This is a genomic window from Pseudomonas sp. LBUM1657, assembly GCF_059716075.1.
On sequence record NZ_CP166799.1, the window covers coordinates 4,488,920 to 4,507,558 of the forward strand.

18 protein-coding genes and 1 pseudogene are annotated in these 18,639 nt (G+C 60.1%); 9 read left to right on the forward strand and 10 right to left on the reverse strand.

Annotated elements, in window-relative coordinates; all coding sequences use genetic code 11:
• Positions 1–158 precede the first annotated feature (158 nt).
• Entirely contained in the window at positions 159–893 is a 735-nt protein-coding gene (locus tag ACA055_RS20670; RefSeq protein WP_497680334.1) for a thioesterase II family protein, read from the reverse strand.
• Between the two features lie 121 nt (positions 894–1,014).
• Positions 1,015–2,187, reverse strand: coding sequence for an MFS transporter (locus ACA055_RS20675; protein ID WP_497680335.1), 1,173 nt, complete (start codon positions 2,185–2,187; stop codon positions 1,015–1,017).
• Positions 2,188–2,452: 265 nt separating this feature from the next.
• Here ACA055_RS20675 and ACA055_RS20680 point away from each other — a divergent pair, with 265 nt between their 5' ends.
• The 4 genes and pseudogenes from ACA055_RS20680 to ACA055_RS20695 all read left to right on the forward strand — a co-directional run.
• The gene (locus ACA055_RS20680; protein ID WP_497680336.1) at positions 2,453–3,241 is read left to right on the forward strand and encodes an SDR family oxidoreductase; all 789 of its coding nucleotides are present in this window, start codon (positions 2,453–2,455) and stop codon (positions 3,239–3,241) included.
• Positions 3,234–5,060, forward strand: coding sequence for a glycoside hydrolase family 15 protein (locus tag ACA055_RS20685; RefSeq protein ID WP_497680337.1), 1,827 nt, complete (start codon positions 3,234–3,236; stop codon positions 5,058–5,060). The genes ACA055_RS20680 and ACA055_RS20685 overlap by 8 nt, the downstream gene beginning before the upstream one ends.
• A 264-nt stretch (positions 5,061–5,324) precedes the next feature.
• Positions 5,325–5,714, forward strand: coding sequence for a hypothetical protein (locus ACA055_RS20690; protein ID WP_497680338.1), 390 nt, complete (start codon positions 5,325–5,327; stop codon positions 5,712–5,714).
• Between the two features lie 41 nt (positions 5,715–5,755).
• Positions 5,756–5,899 (forward strand): annotated as a pseudogene (locus ACA055_RS20695) (alpha/beta hydrolase); the annotation flags it as partial.
• On the opposite strand, the gene ACA055_RS20700 reads toward ACA055_RS20695, so the two are convergent.
• Positions 5,868–6,851, reverse strand: coding sequence for a GlxA family transcriptional regulator (locus ACA055_RS20700; RefSeq protein WP_497680339.1), 984 nt, complete (start codon positions 6,849–6,851; stop codon positions 5,868–5,870). The pseudogene ACA055_RS20695 and the gene ACA055_RS20700 overlap by 32 nt on opposite strands.
• 88 nt (positions 6,852–6,939) lie before the next feature.
• On the opposite strand from ACA055_RS20700, the gene inhA reads away from it, so the two are divergent.
• On the forward strand, positions 6,940–7,626 hold the full coding sequence (inhA, locus tag ACA055_RS20705) for an isonitrile hydratase (protein WP_497680340.1): 687 nt from the start codon (positions 6,940–6,942) through the stop codon (positions 7,624–7,626).
• 633 nt (positions 7,627–8,259) lie between these two features.
• On the opposite strand, the gene ACA055_RS20710 is transcribed toward inhA, so the two are convergent.
• Both ACA055_RS20710 and ACA055_RS20715 read right to left on the reverse strand, forming a co-directional pair.
• Positions 8,260–9,063: an aminoglycoside phosphotransferase family protein gene (locus tag ACA055_RS20710; protein ID WP_497680341.1), complete on the reverse strand. Its 804-nt coding sequence runs from the start codon at positions 9,061–9,063 to the stop codon at positions 8,260–8,262.
• A gap of 7 nt (positions 9,064–9,070) precedes the next feature.
• Positions 9,071–9,559: an SRPBCC family protein gene (locus tag ACA055_RS20715; RefSeq protein ID WP_497680342.1), complete on the reverse strand. Its 489-nt coding sequence runs from the start codon at positions 9,557–9,559 to the stop codon at positions 9,071–9,073.
• A 197-nt stretch (positions 9,560–9,756) separates the two neighbouring features.
• Between ACA055_RS20715 and ACA055_RS20720 the strand changes: the two genes are divergently transcribed.
• Together ACA055_RS20720 and ACA055_RS20725 are read left to right on the forward strand one after the other, a co-directional pair.
• Entirely contained in the window at positions 9,757–10,677 is a 921-nt protein-coding gene (locus tag ACA055_RS20720) for an ADP-ribosylglycohydrolase family protein (protein ID WP_497680343.1), read from the forward strand.
• A 52-nt stretch (positions 10,678–10,729) separates the two neighbouring features.
• On the forward strand, positions 10,730–11,131 hold the full coding sequence (locus ACA055_RS20725) for a lysozyme inhibitor LprI family protein (RefSeq protein WP_497680344.1): 402 nt from the start codon (positions 10,730–10,732) through the stop codon (positions 11,129–11,131).
• A gap of 120 nt (positions 11,132–11,251) precedes the next feature.
• Here the strand turns inward: ACA055_RS20725 and peaD are convergent, their stop codons facing one another.
• From peaD to peaA, 4 genes are all read right to left on the reverse strand, one after another.
• On the reverse strand, positions 11,252–12,370 hold the full coding sequence (gene peaD, locus ACA055_RS20730) for a quinohemoprotein amine dehydrogenase subunit beta (protein ID WP_497680345.1): 1,119 nt from the start codon (positions 12,368–12,370) through the stop codon (positions 11,252–11,254).
• Between the two features lie 24 nt (positions 12,371–12,394).
• A complete protein-coding gene (qhpC, locus tag ACA055_RS20735; RefSeq protein ID WP_008027961.1) occupies positions 12,395–12,718 on the reverse strand; it encodes a quinohemoprotein amine dehydrogenase subunit gamma in 324 nt (107 codons plus the stop codon).
• A gap of 1 nt (position 12,719) precedes the next feature.
• Complete coding sequence (peaB, locus tag ACA055_RS20740) at positions 12,720–14,150, reverse strand: quinohemoprotein amine dehydrogenase maturation protein (protein WP_497680346.1); 1,431 nt, start codon at positions 14,148–14,150, stop codon at positions 12,720–12,722.
• 81 nt (positions 14,151–14,231) lie between these two features.
• The gene (peaA, locus tag ACA055_RS20745) at positions 14,232–15,812 is read right to left on the reverse strand and encodes a quinohemoprotein amine dehydrogenase subunit alpha (RefSeq protein WP_497680347.1); all 1,581 of its coding nucleotides are present in this window, start codon (positions 15,810–15,812) and stop codon (positions 14,232–14,234) included.
• A gap of 344 nt (positions 15,813–16,156) precedes the next feature.
• Between peaA and ACA055_RS20750 the strand changes: the two genes are divergently transcribed.
• Positions 16,157–16,513: a hypothetical protein gene (locus ACA055_RS20750; protein WP_497680348.1), complete on the forward strand. Its 357-nt coding sequence runs from the start codon at positions 16,157–16,159 to the stop codon at positions 16,511–16,513.
• A 48-nt stretch (positions 16,514–16,561) separates the two neighbouring features.
• Here ACA055_RS20750 and ACA055_RS20755 read toward each other — a convergent pair whose 3' ends face one another.
• Positions 16,562–16,816 carry a DUF1652 domain-containing protein gene (locus ACA055_RS20755; RefSeq protein WP_497680349.1) on the reverse strand — a complete coding sequence of 85 codons (255 nt, stop codon included), beginning with the start codon at positions 16,814–16,816 and terminating at the stop codon, positions 16,562–16,564.
• A 285-nt stretch (positions 16,817–17,101) separates the two neighbouring features.
• On the opposite strand from ACA055_RS20755, the gene ACA055_RS20760 reads away from it, so the two are divergent.
• On the forward strand, positions 17,102–18,592 hold the full coding sequence (locus tag ACA055_RS20760) for an aldehyde dehydrogenase family protein (RefSeq protein ID WP_497680350.1): 1,491 nt from the start codon (positions 17,102–17,104) through the stop codon (positions 18,590–18,592).
• Positions 18,593–18,639 lie beyond the last annotated feature (47 nt).

Here is an 18,639-nt window from a genome sequence, read left to right on the forward strand (position 1 = left end):
TGAGAACAAGTATCAGAAAGGAGGTGGAACGCAGAGTATGAGATTGGTGCAAAACGAAATGTGGGAGCGGGCTTGCTCGCGAAAGCGGTGGGTCAGCCAACATTAAAGTTGAATGATTAACCGCATTCGCGAGCAAGCCCGCTCCCACATTGACCGAGTCAGGCGCTGGCGGCCATGGCATGCCGCCGATGATGAACCTCAAGCTGATCCTTGATCACCCGCAGCACCTTGGCCTCTTGCTCATGGATGAAGAAATGGCCGCCGGCGAGCATGTCCACGGAAAAACTGCCGCGGGTTTCCTTGCTCCAGCCGATCAACTGCTCGGTGGTGGCGCGGTCGGCATTGCCGCCGAGCACGTGTACCGGGCATTTGAGCAACGGGCGCTGGATTGGCTCGAAACGCCCACAGAGGAGAAAGTCCGCACGCAGCACCGGCAGGGTCAGACTCATCAGCTCTTCATTGGCCAGCACTTCTTCGCTGGTGCCATTGAGCGTGCGCAACTGCTCGATCAGTTCGGCATCCGTTTTCGGTTCGGCAAAACCCCGGTCGTAGTCGGCACGCATCGTTGGCGCGGCGGTGCCCGAAGCGAACAGCGCCACCGGCTCCGGGCAGCCCAGCGAGCGAAGCGCATGGGCCATCTCGCAGGCCAGCAACGCGCCAAGGCTATGGCCGAACAACGCGTACGGCGCCTTGAGCGTGGCCATTTGTTCACGGGCCAGTTGCAACGCCAGCCGCCGCATGTCGGTGTGCAAGGGTTCGCCAAACCGGGCGCCACGTCCTGGCAATTCCACGGGCTGCAGCTTGAGCCACTCCGGCAGTTTGCGCCGCCAGCGGCTGTAGACCATGGCACTCGCGCCCGAATAGGGCAGGCAGAGCAATGTCAGCTGGGTCACCGGGCTTACCTCAAAAGTTGTCTGTATTAGAGAACGGATGAGGCACGCCTTGAATTAGTCATAGATCCAATGTGGGAGCGGCGGTGCGACGATTCGACTTGCGCGCTCCCACATTTATTCTCTATTTCAAATGGCGGAAACTTTGCACTGCGGAACCGAGCACCACCGCCCCCGCCGCAATCGCCACCCAGAACCCGCTACGCGCACCAAACGCATCCACCAGCCACCCGGAACTGGCAGCGCCGATGGCTACGCCGATGCTCAACCCGGTGACCAGCCACGTCAGGCCTTCGGTGAGTTTGGCCGGCGGGACGATTTGCTCCACCAGGGCCATCGCGACAATCAGCGTCGGCGCAAAGAACAACCCCGCGACGAACACCGCCAGCGACAACCCGAGAATGTTCGCCGCCAGCAGCAACGGTAACGTGGTCACCGCCGTCGCCACCCCGCCGTACAGAAACAATCGCGGCAATGGCACTTTCGAGCGCAACGCCCCGAACGCCAGCCCGGCCAGGCACGAGCCGATGGCATACACCGACAGCACAATACTCGCCGCCGCCGGTTGGCCCTGTTGCTGGGCAAAGGCCACACTGACCACGTCCACCACGCCGACGATGGTGCCCATGGCGACCATCAACAGCATCAGCAATTGAATCTCGACGGAACGAATCATCGAGCCCAAGTGATGTTCCTCGTGGGGATGCACCGGCGGCTCGGTGCCACGTTGCAGGACAAATGCCGTAACCCCAAACGCCAGCATCAGCAACGCCGCCAACGGCCCGGCCTCGGGAAACGCCACCACGCATAACCCCACTGACAACGGCGGCCCGACAATGAAGCAGACTTCATCGAGCACCGACTCCAGGGCATAGGCGGTTTGCAATTGCGGCTGACCGCGATACAACTCGGTCCAGCGCGCCCGCACCATGGCCGACATGCTTGGCATGCAACCGGCCAGCGCGGCGAACACAAACAACGTCCACTGCGGCGCCTGCAAACGGGTGCACAGCAACACCATCAGCAACGCCCCGCCACCGACCAGCGCCGACACCGGCAAGATCCGCCGCTGCCCGAAACGGTCCACCAGCCGCGACACCTGCGGTGCGCAAAACGCCGTGGCCAGGGCAAACGTCGCCGCCACCGCGCCGGCCAATCCATAGCCGCCCTGCAATTGCGAGAGCATGGTGATCAGGCCGATGCCAGTCATGGAAATCGGCATGCGCGCGATCATCCCCGCCAGTACAAAAGCTCTGCTGCCTGGGGCGTTGAATAGTTCGCGGTAGGGGTTTGCCATGGGTTGCAGGTCTCGACAAGGGCCTGCAAGTTGCCACAAAGGCTGATGGAGGGGAAAGCCGCTAATTGTTGGTTGAATGTGAAGACCCCTTCGCGAGCAAGCCCGCTCCCACATTTGCCCTGTAAACACGGTTCCAATGTGGGAACGGGCTTGCTCGCGAAGAGACCGGAACGATCAGATGACGAAACTTTCATGGTTCGACGTGAACTCTCGCCAGCACCCGTCAGTCAGCTAGTTAAGCCCTCCACTCAAGGCGCTGACGTTCATGCAGCTTTCCCTCGAGCAACAAGTCGCCCTGATCACCGGCGCCAGTTCCGGCATCGGTGCCGGTGTGGCCAAGGCTCTGGCCGATGCCGGGGCCGCCGTGGTGATCAACTACCATTCCCAGGCTGCTCCCGCCGAAGAACTGGCCCGGCAGATCAACGCCGGAGGCGGCCAGGCCATCGCGATCGGTGCCGATGTCTCCAAAGAAGACGACGTCGAACGACTCTTCGCCCAAACCCTCGAAGCCTTCGGTGCCCTGGACATTCTGGTGGCCAATTCCGGGATGCAAAAAGATGCCCCGGCCGCGGACATGAGCCTCGCCGACTGGAACCAGGTGATTGGTGTCAACCTTACCGGCCAGTTCCTCTGTGCCCGCGCCGCCCTGCGGATTTTCAACCAACAAGGCATTCGCGAAGGCGTCTCGCGGGCCGCCGGCAAGATCATCCACATGAGTTCGGTGCACCAGCGCATTCCCTGGGCCGGCCATGTCAATTACGCCGCGTCCAAGGGCGGCGTGGACCTGCTGATGCAAACCCTCGCCCAGGAAGTCAGCCACCAGCGCATCCGCATCAACGGTGTCGCGCCGGGGGCAATCCGCACGGCGATCAACCGTGACGCCGGCGAGCAAACATTGCTCAAACTGATCCCATACGGCCGGGTTGGCGATGTCGAGGATGTTGCCAACGCGGTGGTCTTTCTCGCGTCCGATGCGTCCGACTACATCGTCGGCACGACCCTGTTCATTGACGGCGGCATGAGCCTCTATCCGGAGTTCCGTGGCAATGGCTGATCATCACCCCGAACGACAAAGCGCCATCGATGCCCACGGCATCATCGGCGACATGCGCAGTGCGGCACTGGTCAACGACAAGGGCAGCGTGGACTTTTTCTGCTGGCCGGAATTCGACAGCCCGTCGATCTTCTGCTCGCTGCTGGACACGCCCGACGCCGGCATTTTCCAACTGTCGCCGGACCTGCCCGACGCCCGCCGCGAGCAGATCTACCTGCCAGACACCAACGTCCTGCAAACCCGCTGGCTCAGCGAGCACGCGGTGGTCGAAGTCACCGACCTGCTGCCCATCGGTGACAGCGAGGACGACCTGCCGGTGCTGATGCGGCGAGTGCGGGTGGTCAGCGGCCAGGCGACGTTCCACATGCGCTGCGCCGTGCGCCATGACTACGCACGCGCCAAGACCCGTGCGCGCATGGATGAAAAAGACGTGATCTTCGACGCCGCCGATCAACTGTCCCTGCGGCTGTGTTCGGATCAACCCTTGCGTATCGACTCCCACGCGGCCGTTGCCGAATTCACCCTCGAACAGGACCAGAGCGCCGAATTCCTGCTCGGCGGCATCGACGATCCACGCTTCAAGGAAGGCGGTGCCTCGATGTGCCTGGAACGCACGCTGAAGTACTGGCGCGACTGGATCGGCCAATCCAACTACCGCGGTCGCTGGCGGGAAATGGTCAGCCGCTCAGCCCTGGCCCTGAAGCTGTTGACCTCGCGCAAACACGGCGCGATCCTCGCCGCCGCGACCTTCGGCCTGCCGGAAACACCCGGCGGCGAGCGCAACTGGGATTACCGCTACACCTGGATCCGCGACGCCTCGTTCACCGTCTACGCCTTTATGCGCCTGGGGTTCGTTGAAGAAGCCAACGCCTACATGCGCTGGTTGCGCGGACGGGTCAGCGATTGCTGCGGTAAACCGATGAAGCTCAACATTCTCTATGCCATCGACGGTCGCCAGGAACTGCCGGAAACCGAACTCCCGCACCTGTCCGGTCATGGCGGTGCGACCCCGGTGCGCATCGGCAATCAGGCCTACGACCAGGTCCAGCTCGACATTTTTGGCGAGCTGATGGACGCGGTGTACCTGGTCAACAAATACGGCGAAGCCATCTCCCACGAAGGCTGGAAACACGCCGTGGAAGTGGTCGATCAGGTCTGTGAAACCTGGGAACGAACGGACGTCGGCATCTGGGAAATGCGCGGCGAACAGCATCACTTCCTGCATTCGCGACTGATGTGCTGGGTCGCCCTTGATCGGGCCATTCGCCTGGCCTCCAAACGCTCCCTGCCGGCCCCGTTCGCCCGCTGGGACCAGACGCGCCAGGCGATCTACGCCGACATCTGGAACAACTTCTGGAACGAAGAACGTGGCCATTTCGTGCAGTACAAGGGTGGCACGGCGCTCGATGGCTCGATGCTGCTGATGCCATTGGTGCGCTTCGTCAGCGCCAAGGACCCGCGCTGGCTCTCGACCCTGGAAGCCATCCAGAAAACCCTGGTGCGCGACGGCATGGTCTACCGCTATCGCAATGAAGAAAACCAGATCGACGGCCTGGCCGGCACCGAAGGCGCGTTCGCCGCGTGTTCGTTCTGGTACGTCGAATGCCTGGCCCGTGCCGGCCAGGTGGAAAAGGCGCATCTGGAGTTTGAACAACTGCTGAGGTACGCCAACCCGCTGGGTTTGTACGCCGAAGAATTCGACAGCCATGCGCGACATCTGGGCAATACCCCGCAAGCGCTGACACACCTGGCGCTGATCAGCGCGGCGAGTTTTCTCGACCGGAAATTGAGTGGGGAGAAGAATTATTGGCAGCCTTGAGCGCGCAGTTCCAATGTGGGAGCGGGCTTGCTCGCGAAGGGGCCATCAGTCACAACACCAGATTGACTGAATACCGCCGAAAGAATCGGTGACCGGTACAAGCCAGGCTCCTACAACCACTAAACAAACCTGCCCAATCGCCACGAAGTACGGCGTTCCTACAGCCCGAAAACGTTTGTTGCCACTCGTTACATCCCCCCCTACCATCGACACTCAACGGGTACAGCGGAGCTGTCCAACAAAACCCGAATTCAAGGAACCAGAATGACCCAGCGCATCCACCGCAGCATCGACACGCCACTCCGATCCGGCCTGAACCGCGACCAATTGTGGGAAGCCCAGGACAAAGGCCTGATCAAATGCTGGGAAATCGGCCGCCAGCGCGCCGCCCGCTTCCCCGACCTCGCCCAACAATGCCTCGCCGGAGAACTCCCGGTGCTGGGCTGGAAAGGCGGCGTCGCCCGCAGCCTGAAGAAACTCGAAAAATACGGCTCCCTCAAATACCTCGCCCAGTGGCAGGGGTTGCGCGGGGAGGATCTGGATATTGATCTGGGTGAAGAACGGGCGTTGACCTGCTCGCGAACCAGGATGGTGGTGACGTTTACGCCGGATCGGTCGAAGTACTTCAATCAGGTGGCGGAAACCGAAGTCTGAGAAGCAGGCCAAAACCGCCCAATCTGGAGAGTCAAATGGACGGACCGGCGCCGGAAGTCGACGAGGACGCCGAGCATTTCACCGGGAGGTACGAGCGCCGAGTATTGGCGGGTGTCGGGCATAACATTCCCGAAGAAGCTCCCGACGCGACCATCAAGGCTCTACTGGATCTGCTGGAGGGCTGACGGAAAACCGCTCGCGATAGGCTTGCGGCGTCACGCCCATGGCCCGTAGAAAACTGCGCCGAAGCGTCTCTTCACTGCCAAAACCACATTGCACCGCCACCCGTTTGATCGGCACACAGGTATCACTGAGCAACCGCCGCGCCGTCTCGACCCGGATCAGTTCGATGGCCCGGGCCGGCGTCTGGCCGGTGTCGGCGCGGTAGTGACGCACGAAGCTGCGTTCACTCATACCGGCCTGCAGGGCCAGGGTCGGAATACCCAAATCCATGGTGAGGTTCTCGCTGATCCAGGCGTGAAGTTCGTCGAACCGGTTGCCTTCCTTCTGCAATGACAGGGTGACGCTGAACTGTGACTGCCCTCCCGGTCGTTTGAGAAACACCACCAGTTGCCGAGCGACTTCCAGAGCCATCGTCCGACCGAGGTCTTCCTCAACCATGGCCAACGCCAGGTCGATGCCGGCGGTCACTCCGGCCGAGGTCCAGACCGGGCCGTCGTTGATGAAGATCGGATTGGGTTCGACCCGTAATCGCGGATGCTGCTGCGCCAACTGCTCGCAGCGGGTCCAGTGGGTGACAACGCGGCGGCCATCGAGCCAACCGCTGGCCGCCAGCAAAAACGCCCCGGTGCACACCGACGACACTCGCCGGCATCCGGAGGCGTGTTCACGCACCCAAGCCACCAGCGACTCGTCCTCCGCCGCCGCATAAACACCCCAGCCACCGGCGATGATCAAGGTGTCGCTGCCCTGCTTGGGCAAGGGTTCGGCCAACAGTGCCAACCCCGCCGACGACATGACCGCCCCGCCGCCACTGGCAATCACCGAGGGTGCATAAGGCGGTGGCAAGTCTTGCTGGCGTGCGATGTCATTGGCCGAGGCAAACACCTGCAATGGCCCGGTGACGTCGAGCAGTTGCACGTTGGCAAAGGCGAGCACGTGAATGGTTTTCGGCATGATTGGCGTAATTCGTGGGGTTATTGGCGTATGCGCCAGATCCTACGGGCCTAGAGTGAAGTCGTCCACCTACTCATGAGAAAACACCATGACGCTGCAGATCGGTTTTCTGTTGTTCCCACAGGTTCAGCAACTGGACTTGACCGGCCCTTACGACGTGCTCGCCTCGCTGCCGGACGTGAAGGTGCATTTGATCTGGAAGGACCTGGTGCCGGTCACCGCGAGCACCGGTCTGGTGCTGAAACCGACCACCACGTTCGACGATTGCCCGCCGCTGGATGTGATCTGCATTCCCGGCGGCAGCGGCGTCGGGCCGTTGATGGAGGATGACGAGACGCTGGCCTTCATCAAGGCTCAGGCCGTGAACGCGCGTTATGTCACGTCGGTCTGCACCGGCGCGCTGGTGCTCGGTGCGGCAGGTTTATTGAAGGGTAAACGCGCCACCACCCACTGGGCTTATCACGAATTGCTCGCGCCGCTGGGGGCGATCCCGGTGAACGATCGCGTGGTACGCGATGGCAATCTGCTGACCGGCGGTGGGATCACCGCAGGGATTGATTTTGCCCTGACCCTGGCCGCGGAGTTGTTCGATAAGGACACGGCAGAGCTGGTGCAATTGCAACTGGAATACGCGCCGGCGCCACCGTTTGCTTCGGGTTGCCCGGAAACCGCTCCGGTGAGCGTATTGGAGGAAGCCCGCAATCGTGCCGCCGGTTCGTTGAAATTGCGGTCGGAAATCACCGAACGAGCGGCGGCGAAGCTCCTCCTTCAGTGAAAAGAAAGGCTGCGAGAGACAACGCTCTCGCAGCCGTGCCCGGCCAATGTGCCGGGCATTTTTTGATCGGGCTTTTATCTCAGGCATAAAAAAACCCGCCTAAGCGGGTTTCTCAAGACCATTTTCGACATCCTGTCGGCAGCCATCCTGGCCAATGGTCGATCATCCGTGATCCTGAGTGCATCCTGCAGCTCAGTTGATGGATCCAGAATAAGCGCATCGGCCAAGGGTAAACAGAGGACATACCAGCGCTCTGGTGTAAGCCATTGACCATCAGAGCACATCGATACTCGGTCAATTGTGGGAGCGGGCTTGCTCGCGAAGGGGCCAGCACATTCAACGCCTCTGTTGAATGACACACCGCTTTCGCGAGCAAGCCCGCTCCCACAGGATGATGACTGACATTTTCCGCAGACGAAAAAAAACCCGCCGAAGCGGGTTTTTCCCAAGACCATTACGACTCCCTGTCGGCAGCGATTCCTTGCTTATGGTCGATCATCCATGATCCTGAGCACTTCCTGTGCTTCAGTTGATGAAGCTAGATTACGCATCGGATCCAATCTGCAATAGGCGACATAGTTACCATTGCGTGTAAGACATTCGCTATAGTCGCCCTTCCGAAAACCCTTAGACCTATCCGGCACCCAGCCTGGAAGCCGCGAGATCCGCGACCTGCAGCTGACCTTCGGCCGCAAGGGTATCGCCATCCTCAAGAAACCAGGCTGCAGACAATCCGGCAAACGCCAGCACCCATTGCAGCAATCGCCGACGTTCAAGCCCGGCGGCGTCAGCCACCACCTCGACTTGCCGCTGGAAGCGTCCCGGGTCCGACGCCGTAGGCAATTCGGGATTACAGATCAGGTTGGCGTAATCGAAACCGCGCTCGCCAATCACCCGTTTGGGATCGATGGCCAGCCAGCCTCGCGGGCCGAAGTCCAGAACATTGTCGTGATGCATATCGCCGTGCAGCACCACCACGTCCTGCGGTTCGGCCAATAAGGCTTCGGCAGTGGCAAGGCTGCGGGAATAAGGGCCACCCTGCTGTCCAGCCGCCAGATGCAACGCCTCGAACCAGGAGGCCAATGGAACCAGCGGGGGCGGCGGTGAAAGACGTGGAGCATGCAGTCGCGCCAGAGCCGCACACAGGATCCGGCTGGCTTCGTCATCCTGACCGTTGAGCGCCATGTGCATCAGCGATCGCTGGCCCATGGCACGCTCGATCAACAACCCGTTACCGTGATGGGCGAAAACCCGGGCAGCGCCCTCGCCGTCCCACCAGGTCATCAACAGATTGCCGAATTTTTCCTCGGCATCGATAGCGATCTTCAACATGGCCGGCACATCACCCATCCGTACCGGCAGTAAACGACTGCCGGGCGTGATGATCGGATCACCATCCGGCACCAGGGCCCAGCGTTTCAACCAGGCATCGAACACGCTGCTATCAATCTGCCTGACGCTCACGCTCCTTGGCGCTGGTTTTCAGAAACTCTTCGATATTGCCCATCTGCTCATCCCAGCCCCGACTGTCCATCCGAAACGCCTTGAGACGACGCGACTGGGGAATGTGATCGAAACCGGATTCGGAGACCTTGAGCAACGTGCCTTCATCCATGTCTTCGAGCTCGAACTTGACCAGCGTGGTGGGCTCTTGGGTGTAATCGATTTCGGGTTCCACTGCATACGGGTGCCAGCGAAACGAAAATACCCGCTCCGGCTCGACCCGTTCCACCAGCACATTCCACAATACGTGCTCATAACCGGAGTATGTGACCTGCCCCTGAGTCCACTCGCCGGCGACAAAACGCTTGCCCTCCAGCGCCACGCCAAACCATTGCCCAAACGCTTCGGCATTGGCCAGCACGCGCCACACGTGCGAGCGCGGCGCCTTGAGCAGGATCTTCCTTTCGATGCGATCTGATGCTGGATTCATAAGTCACCTCCCGTATTGAACAGTAGGCCAGTAAGACCACAAGACCAACCCTAAAGTTGTATCAATCGGGCTGTGCAATCAACCCTGTCTGAAATATTCGGCTGCATTTGCAACCGTAAGTTCTGGCTTAACGACAAAAGCCAGTGCCCGAAGCTGCTAACGTTTACAGCGAAATTGACTTAAGACAAGGACGACTCATGCAGCCTTCACTCTCGGAACGTTATCGCGGAGCTATGCTGGGCCTGGCCTGCGGCGATGCCGTGGGCACCAGCGTCGAGTTCCAGCCAAGGGGTTCGTTCGAGCCCTTGACCGACATGATTGGCGGTGGCCCCTTCAACCTGAAGTCGGGGCAATGGACCGATGACACCTCGATGGCACTGTGCCTGGCGGAAAGTCTGCTGACTCAAAACGGCTTCGATGCTGCTGACCAGATGGGCCGCTACCTCGATTGGTGGCAATGGGGTTATCTGAGCTCAACCGGCGAATGCTTCGACATTGGCATGACCGTGAGCGATGCCCTGACCCGTTATCAAAAAACCGGCGAACCCTTTGCGGGGTCCAGCGATCCTTATACGGCTGGTAACGGCTCGTTGATGCGGTTGGTACCGGTGGTCCTGTACTACTTCCCCGACCGCGAACGGATCAGGACGTTTGCCGCAAACAGCTCGCGCACCACTCACGCCGCGCCGGAGGCGGTCGAATGCTGTCAGTTGTTTTCCGATCTGATCCATAAAGCGTTGCAAGACACGCCCAAAGCGGAGGTGCTCAACGTGTCAAACACCACATTCCTGGAACCCAAAGTTGCCGCCATCGCCAAAGGCGATTACCTCGACAAACCTGAACGTGAAATCCGTGGCAGCGGTTACTGCGTTGCGTCACTGGAAGCGGCCTTGTGGTGCTTCCATCACACCGACAGCTTCGAAACCGCCATCCTGAAAGCTGCCAACCTGGGCGAAGACGCCGACACCACCGCCGCCATCGTCGGTCAGTTGGCCGGGGCTCATTACGGCGTGCAGGCCATTCCAGAGCGCTGGCTGACGAAGATACACAGGCGTGAAGACATCGAGGCTTACGCTGACCGATTGCTCAGGGCTTCAACTGCTCACACCGCAAGCTGACACTGCTTCGCTACACTGCACCTCAACTTTCCATGTCTACAGCGAGCCCCCTATGCACCCACGCTTTCTCCTGGCGCTGACGCCGCTGCTGTTCACCACCGCTGCCCATGCCGTGGACTGCGACAACGCCACCGATCAGGCGACGATGAATCAATGTGCGGCGCAGCAGAACAAGGCAGTCGATAAGGAATTGAATGCGCTGTACCAGCAGATCACCACGCGTTTGAAGGGCAACCCCGACAGCAAGAAACTGCTGGTCGGCGCACAACGAGCGTGGGTGGCGTTCCGGGATGCCGAGTGCAAGTTCTCGGCCTCCGGGGTGGAGGGCGGCAGTGTTTATCCGCTGATCTACAGCAACTGCACAACGGATCTGACCAAGGCGCGGGTTGAGACTTTCAAGAATTATTTGAAGTGTCAGGAGGGGGATATGAGTTGCCCGGTGCCTGGCCAGTAAGTCTTGATTGTTTAAAGGGTCTGTTCGCGAGCAAGCCCGCTCCCACACTTGATCTGCGTCGTACACAAATCAAATGTGAGAGCGGGCTTGCTCGCGAAAGCGTCCGCCCAGACGCCACAGTTACCGAGTAAATATCTGCGCCGTGGTAATCGCCATATCCCCGCCCGGCAACTTGATGTTGCCAATCTGCTTCATGCTCTCGGGATCAAAGATCGCCACATCGTTGAACGTCCCGGCCAGGTAGATCTTGCTGCCGTCCTTGTTGAAGGAAATGCAGTAATAGGAGTGATCAAGCGTTGCTGCCTGGAGCATTTTTTTCTGCTTGATGTCGTACTTGGCCAGACGGTTGAGCACGCCGAACATCAGGTTCGGGTCTTTGGGCGAGCGCATGCCGCTGAAGTAAATTTCCGTCAGCGGACCGAAGTCGGTGGTTTCGGTCTTGCCGGTTTTCAGGTCGACGCTGAACAGCCCATAGAGGTACTCGGCAGTGGCCGGGTCCTGCTTCTTGTCCTTGAATTTCGCGGCGGTGTAGAGCAGCGAAAAATCGTGACGATACGTCTGTTGGTTCCACACGTAGAGCACGTCCGGTGCGCTGTAGTTCGGGCGTTTCCAGTGACGGCTGGGGATCAGCACATCGAACTTGCCGGTTTTCACATCGACCTTGTAGACGTCCGCCCCCGCCACGTACAGCGTGCCGTCATCGCCACTCTGCATGATGGTCAGCTGCCGCGGCGCCGGGAAACTGCGCACCGGTTTGGCGTTCAGGCCGGCATCGGTGGCGTACACATCGAGCCGGGGTTGCTGCACTTCGTAGCGATCGTTGAGCATCAACGTCGGGTTGGCGATGGTGAACAGTTCCTTGCCGTCGTGGCTGACGGTGAAGGCGAACATCGACTTCGCTTTCTCCCCCGGCTTCTGCGTGATGCTGGCATGGAACACCTGTTTGCAGCTGTCCAGTTCGACGCCGTAGATATCCGCATAGTGATTGTTCAACACATAAGCAGTCTTGCGATCCGGTGACAATTGGACGGTGCCGGGACCGAAGGCGTCGGGCAGCTTGCACGTCTTGAACAAGGTGTCCGTGGCCAAATCGATGATGTGCAGGTTGTTCGGGTAATTGGTGGTCACCATGTACTCGTGACCGGTTTGGAGACCGGTGTTTTCATCGGCCACAACAGTGAGCGAACACACGCTCAGGACGGCGAACGCGGCCAGGCCGCAGGCGTTGATGCTAGGCATGCTGGAATCCTTCTTCGTATCCGGTCATTTGTCTTTTGGAAAGACAGTCCCGAGGTTGCGCCAGTTGTCGTTGGACGCCTGGGCATCCTTGTTCCAGTCTGGGTAGGTGCTCATCATGTCCGGCACCTGGGCCGGCCACCAGCAAGGGTCGGAGCAGCCATAAAGGTCGGCTTCCATCGGCTGGCACAGCGACGACACACCGCCAAACGCATCGATTTCCCACCCTGGATCGGTGGTCGACGCGCAGCCGGCGACGGAACTCATCGCCACCACTTCTTCGATACGGTTTTCGGCCGCGGCCTCATCGAGTTTCAGCGCTTTGTTATTGATTGCCTTGAGATGTTTCATATCAGTGAGCCTTGCGCGGAGTGATGTAGCAGCTGATAAACGCAGGGTTGTGGGCCATGATCCGGGTGTAGACCTCGATGCCGAAGTCGACCCAGTCACGCATCAGTTCGCAGTAGTGATAGGTCGGGTGAGTTGGGTCGCCGTAACGGGCGTAGCTTTCGTGGTAGCAGCCGCCGGAACAGAGATTACGGATCTGGCAGTCTTCGCAGCCGGTGTTGGTGCGGTCCAGACGCTGGGACAGGAAGTCGTTCAACTCCACTTGTTTCACGCCGCTGTGGACGTTGCCGAAGGTCGGCAGTGACGAGCCGGTAAAGCGGTGGCACAGGTTCAATTCACCCTTGTGATCCACCGCCAGCATCTTCAGGCCCGCACCGCATGGCAGGGCTTTTTTGTGGCCTTCGTGGATGTCAGTGATCAACTGGTGCAGGTTGGAAAAACCGATGTTGCGGTGCTCCAGGGCTGCTTCCAGATACCGCCGACCGAGCTTCTTCATGTTGGCGAAGACTTCGATCAGTTCGTCGCTGGACAGATTGAAGGTGCTGATGTCGCCGGAGGTCACCGGGGCGAAGCCGACTTCGGCAAAACCCAGTTCGTTGAACAGGTGATCCCAGATGGTTTCAACATCCGTAACGCCTGTGGTCAGGGTCACCCGCGCGCCCACCGGACGGCTGTTGTAGCGCGACAGCAGCATCTCGGCCTTGCGCCGCACCACGTCATACGTGCCCTGCCCGCCCACGGTGATGCGGTTGCGGTCGTGCACGGTTTTTGGCCCGTCAATGCTGACCGAGAGCCCGAAACGGTGGGCATTGAGATAGTCCACTGTCTCTTCCGTGAGCAACGTGGCGTTGGTGGTCATGACGAACTCGACGAACTTGCCCGCCTCGCGGAAACGCTTCTCGCAATAGTCGACCATGTACTCGATCAGCTTGCGGTTGCTCAGCGGCTCACCGCCAAAAAACACCACGGTGAAGCGTTCTTCATCAGGCGATTCGCGCAACAGCATTTCCACCGACGCAACCGCCGTTTCGACGTCCATCTTCTTGCCGGCCGACGGTTTGTCGAGGTCTTCCTTGTAGCAGTAAGTGCAGCTCAAATTGCAGCCGGTGTTGACGTTCAACACCACGGTATTGATCGCGGTGCGCTCGACGCGTTTGGTGCCGATGTCCGGGGTCAGCGGTGAACCGTCGCTGACCAGTTCCAGGGCCATCAGCTCGCGCAGGGTCTCGGTGATTTCTTCGCCGTTAAAGCGCGCGGCCAAACGCTGGATCAAGTCGTCCGACGAACAGCCGGGACCGCGCAACGTATCGATGATGGTGCCCGTCAGCTCATCGCTGGCGAACAGCGAACTGCTAGGGATGTGAAACAGCATGCGGTCGGCATCGACGTGCACTTCGTGCAGGTTCCGCTCGACCAGATTCAAAATAGCGCCCATTGCAACCTCCTGTGCAAACCCCGTTTTACGAGGCCTGCGGTCATTCCGAAAAGTGTCTGAAGCGGTAAGAGTTCAGCCAACTCATGGAATGGGTGGATTGTTCCAGCGTTGCACGGTCACGATCATCTGGCCTTCGCCGGTCAGGGCTTTGCCTGCGTCGTCGACCGCGGCGATGACCTTCAGGTTGCCGGCATTGTTGGTGGACATTTTGCGCTGCGGGTTCGGCCCGGCATCGCCTGGGGTGAACACGCCGGTGTCAGCCTGCATGGTGCCGGCGAACTTGACGTCCTCGTCTTCCTTGGCGCGCTCGTCGAAGGCTTCAACCGACCATTGCGCCGGGAACACACCGATGCGATACGGCTTGCCATCGGCGCCCTTGCCCCAGGCTTCGGCATCGAACCGGCCCTGGACTTTCGGCGTCGAACCGCCGCCGTCGCCCACCCGCGCCACCGAGAACGCCGGCACGACTTTGACTTCGGCGATCTTGCTGTAGACCGCAAGTGTCGGGCCTTTCAGCGTGCCGACGGTCACCGTGCGCACACCCGGTTGGGCATTGGTCGCGGCCTTGAGTTTGACCCGCATGCGCTCTGGGCTTTGTTCCAGCACTTCGACCACTTCCACGCCTTTACCAAAGTTCGGTTTGCCTTGCAGACCGCTGCCGATCAATGTGACTTCGGTTTCGCTGCCAGCCTTCAGATAACCGGGTTGCACCGCCAATAAGCGACTGCTGCCCTGCTTCGCCGCGATGAAGTCCAGGCCGCGTTCGTCGTGCTCAGCCTCGAACATCCGGCCTTGCATGGCGTTGCCCTGGGCGGCGAACACCTGGCGCATGGTCACGCCATCGATGGTCACGTTGCCGCGCCATTCGTAGCCGGTGTAGAGAATCGCACTGCCGTCGCCGTTGAACGGGCTGCCGTCGGCGTATTGGCCTTTGACGCTGACCTTGAAGGTATCGCTGCCATCGGCGCTGACGCTCATCACCCCGGCCAGTTCGCCTTTACCCGGCAAGTGGCCGCTGAAGCTCCAGTCCCCCACCAGGGCATCGGCTTTCGGTGCCGTGCTCTGCCATTTTTTCCAGGCCGGGTTGTCCAGCGCATAACGCTTGGCCAACAGCGGCACCATTTCTTTGCGAGCGAGATCGAACCAGTCGCGGTCGCGAGACAGGGCCTGGTATTCCAGGGACGGCCATTGGCCGAGGTGGAAGTTCACCAGGCGCTCCCACTCCTGGGCCGGACGCCGTTGCAGGGCGACCCGCGCTCCGGAGTGGCAGCGGCCGCACATTTGGCTGACCTGGTCGTCGAACTTCTCGACCGTATTGAGCCGACGCTCCAGTGCATAACGCACACCGTCGGTTTCGCTGGGCGCCAGGCCTTGGGTGTCGGCCAGGTATTTGACCAGGGTGCGGCGGTCGTCATCGCTGATCTGCAAACCGTGCATGATCTGCATCCTGGCGATGCTCATCAACCAGCCTTCCGGCGTTTTACGCTGATGGCTGATGCGGCTCAGGCCGTTATCGGCTTCGGGGGTGTGGCAGCCCTGACAGGTTTCCTTGAGGATGGCCTGGGCATCACGGGCTGCCAGGCTGTAAGGCGAATGCAGCGCTACGCAAGCGGCCACGGCCAGCAGGCTGGCGCTCAGGCCTGATCGGAGTTTTCTCTTCATCAACGTCGAACCTCGCACGGTGCTTTCTTATTTTTGTGGCTTATCGTTTTTATGGTTTCTGCCGCCGGCGGCGAACCGCAGACGGAGGCAAGAGAAACGTCTGCAGTGAGCAATACACGGAGCGTGCCAGCTTGCCGATAAGCTTTTGAATCAAGCAGTTGCGTTAATTTGGCTGCATTCGGCCAGGCTTGAACGAGGTCACCCGCGTCTAATATCGCGACAGGTGTTGCAGTCTGAGACAGCATAGATGCCCTCGCCGGAACAGTTCATCGCCCAACGATTGACGCCCCTCGCCAGCAGGCGCGAAATGGTTGTTCACCGATTGCCGATCAGGGGATAAAACAATGGCAAGCATCACTGTCCTGGCCGGGGACTTTCTGCAGGGTGATGGAGAGTATCGGGATGGCGTTTTTACCCTAAGAACGTCGCTTCATCCGTGGCCCGGCATCACCCTCCCGCTCTCATCGTTCAAGCGCGTGGATGTGGCCAACGAAGATTCGATCAACAACATCAAGGATGCCATCGGGTTCGGCGTCGCCGGGGCCATGCTGTTGGGGCCCATTGGTGCGATTGCCGGGTTCATGCTGGCTGGCAAGGAGACTGAGGTGACGTTTCTGGCGACGCTCAAGGACGACCGGAAACTCTTGGCCGCCGTGGATGGCAACACGTTCGAAGAAATTTGTCGAAAATTTGCAGCCTGAACAGTCGGCGCGGGCCGCACCACCCACGTGGTGCGGCGTGACGTCGGTTTAGCTGGAAAACGTCGGGGGCACACCTTTGTGCGCGTTGATTTCTTGGTGCATTTCTGCAATCAGCACTGCAATCGCATGGGGACTGTCCAGTGTCCACACGGGAACGTGAGTGGCCACCAGATCCACTTTCCCCGTCATGCAATCACAGACCCGAATCGTCATGGACTGGTCCGCCTCCATGCTGCAGGTGCAGACCGACGGCAGAAAACTGTGCTCAATGATGTTTTGAATTTCCAGGGTTGAAAGGAACATCGTTACCTCCCTTGCGCCAGATGTGTGGCCGGATGAATGGTCCGTCATTTCACCCACCGAGCCTGAAAATTCTAGTCCTCAATAGTCGGTGTCTCAAGGTCGCAACCCGGTTGCTCGTCGTCTCAGAGTTGTCGCAATTTGCGAAAAAAACGCAGTTACCATGATCCGTTTGCATCATGCGAAACCCCGTGGACCAAGGCCTATCCAACCCTGCCGGATACTTGGCACAGCCATTGCCAGCCGTTAAGAAAGCCACGTTTCACGAACAACAAGAGGTCTCGACAAATGCCCCTCCCTTATTTGCTTCCCGCCACGTCAGCGTTCATCCAGCGCGCCCCGCGCATGCTTATCGGCGGCGACTGGGTCGAAGCCGCCGACGGCCAGACCATGCCCCTGCACAACCCGGCCACCGGCGAAGTGCTGTGCGTGGTGCCACGGGCCACCCCTGAAGATGTCGACCGCGCCGTGCTCGCCGCCCGCCGGGCGTTCGATGATTCGGCCTGGACCCGCACCCGTTCCCGGGAGCGGCAGAACCTGTTGTGGAAACTCGCCGACCTGATGGAGCGCGACGCCGAACTGCTGGCGCAACTGGAATGCCTGAACAACGGCAAAAGCGCGGCGGTGGCGCAGGTCATGGACGTGCAACTGTCCATCGACTTCCTGCGCTACATGGCAGGCTGGGCGACCAAAATCGAGGGTTCCAGCGTTGAGGTCTCGATGCCGTTGATGCCCAACGATCAGTTCCACAGTTTCATTCGCCGCGAAGCGGTGGGCGTGGTCGGTGCTATCGTCGCCTGGAACTTCCCGCTGCTGCTGGCGTGCTGGAAACTCGGCCCGGCCCTGGCCACCGGTTGTACCGTGGTACTCAAACCCGCCGACGAAACACCGTTGACCGCGCTGAAACTCGCCGAACTGGTGCTGGAAGCCGGTTACCCCGAGGGCGTGTTCAACGTGGTCACCGGTACTGGCATCACCGCGGGCTCCGCGCTCACCCACAATCCGTTGGTCGACAAACTGACCTTCACCGGCTCCACCGCCGTGGGCAAGCAGATCGGCAAGATCGCCATGGACTCGATGACCCGCGTGACCCTGGAACTGGGCGGTAAATCGCCGACCATCGTTATGGCCGACGCCGACCTGAAAACCGCCGCAGCGGGTGCCGCCAGCGCGATTTTCTTCAATCAGGGCCAGGTGTGCTGCGCCGGCTCCAGACTGTATGTGCAGCGCAAGCATTTCGACAATGTGGTGGCGGACATCGCCGACATCGCCAACGCTATGAAGCTGGGTAACGGCCTGGACCCGAGTGTCGAGATGGGACCGCTGATCTCCGCGCGTCAGCAGGAGCGGGTTTATCGTTACATCGAAATGGGCCGCGAAAGCGGCGCGACGATCGCCTGCGGCGGCGAACAGTTCGGGCCAGGCTTCTTCGTCAAACCGACAGTGATCGTCGATGTCGATCAGAAGCATTCACTGGTACAGGAGGAAATCTTCGGCCCGGTGCTGGTGGCGATTCCGTTCGATGACGAGGCCGATGCGTTACGCATGGCCAATGACAGTCCTTATGGGCTGGGGGCGAGCGTTTGGTCCAATGATCTGGCGGCCGTGCACCGGATGATTCCGCGGATCAAATCAGGTTCGGTATGGGTCAACTGCCACAGCGCCCTCGACCCGGCGCTGCCGTTTGGCGGGTACAAAATGTCCGGGGTCGGACGTGAGATGGGGTATGCGGCGATCGAGCATTACACCGAGTTGAAGTCGGTGTTGATCAAGTTGTAATTCGCGGCGTTCTTTAGATCCATTCGCGAGCAAGCCCGCTCCCACAC

What these genes read in the sequence shown, in the direction of transcription:
- ACA055_RS20760 (WP_497680350.1), top strand. Translation starts at nt 17,102, where the DNA reads ATGCCCCTCCCTTATTTGCTTCCCGCCACGTCAGCGTTCATCCAGCGC.
- ACA055_RS20715 (WP_497680342.1), bottom strand. Translation starts at nt 9,559, where the DNA reads ATGAATCCAGCATCAGATCGCATCGAAAGGAAGATCCTGCTCAAGGCG.
- ACA055_RS20700 (WP_497680339.1), bottom strand. Translation starts at nt 6,851, where the DNA reads ATGCCGAAAACCATTCACGTGCTCGCCTTTGCCAACGTGCAACTGCTC.
- ACA055_RS20725 (WP_497680344.1), top strand. Translation starts at nt 10,730, where the DNA reads ATGCACCCACGCTTTCTCCTGGCGCTGACGCCGCTGCTGTTCACCACC.
- qhpC (WP_008027961.1), bottom strand. Translation starts at nt 12,718, where the DNA reads ATGAAACATCTCAAGGCAATCAATAACAAAGCGCTGAAACTCGATGAG.
- ACA055_RS20720 (WP_497680343.1), top strand. Translation starts at nt 9,757, where the DNA reads ATGCAGCCTTCACTCTCGGAACGTTATCGCGGAGCTATGCTGGGCCTG.
- ACA055_RS20755 (WP_497680349.1), bottom strand. Translation starts at nt 16,816, where the DNA reads ATGTTCCTTTCAACCCTGGAAATTCAAAACATCATTGAGCACAGTTTT.
- inhA (WP_497680340.1), top strand. Translation starts at nt 6,940, where the DNA reads ATGACGCTGCAGATCGGTTTTCTGTTGTTCCCACAGGTTCAGCAACTG.
- ACA055_RS20680 (WP_497680336.1), top strand. Translation starts at nt 2,453, where the DNA reads ATGCAGCTTTCCCTCGAGCAACAAGTCGCCCTGATCACCGGCGCCAGT.
- peaD (WP_497680345.1), bottom strand. Translation starts at nt 12,370, where the DNA reads ATGCCTAGCATCAACGCCTGCGGCCTGGCCGCGTTCGCCGTCCTGAGC.
- peaB (WP_497680346.1), bottom strand. Translation starts at nt 14,150, where the DNA reads ATGGGCGCTATTTTGAATCTGGTCGAGCGGAACCTGCACGAAGTGCAC.
- ACA055_RS20690 (WP_497680338.1), top strand. Translation starts at nt 5,325, where the DNA reads ATGACCCAGCGCATCCACCGCAGCATCGACACGCCACTCCGATCCGGC.
- ACA055_RS20675 (WP_497680335.1), bottom strand. Translation starts at nt 2,187, where the DNA reads ATGGCAAACCCCTACCGCGAACTATTCAACGCCCCAGGCAGCAGAGCT.
- ACA055_RS20685 (WP_497680337.1), top strand. Translation starts at nt 3,234, where the DNA reads ATGGCTGATCATCACCCCGAACGACAAAGCGCCATCGATGCCCACGGC.
- ACA055_RS20750 (WP_497680348.1), top strand. Translation starts at nt 16,157, where the DNA reads ATGGCAAGCATCACTGTCCTGGCCGGGGACTTTCTGCAGGGTGATGGA.
- peaA (WP_497680347.1), bottom strand. Translation starts at nt 15,812, where the DNA reads ATGAAGAGAAAACTCCGATCAGGCCTGAGCGCCAGCCTGCTGGCCGTG.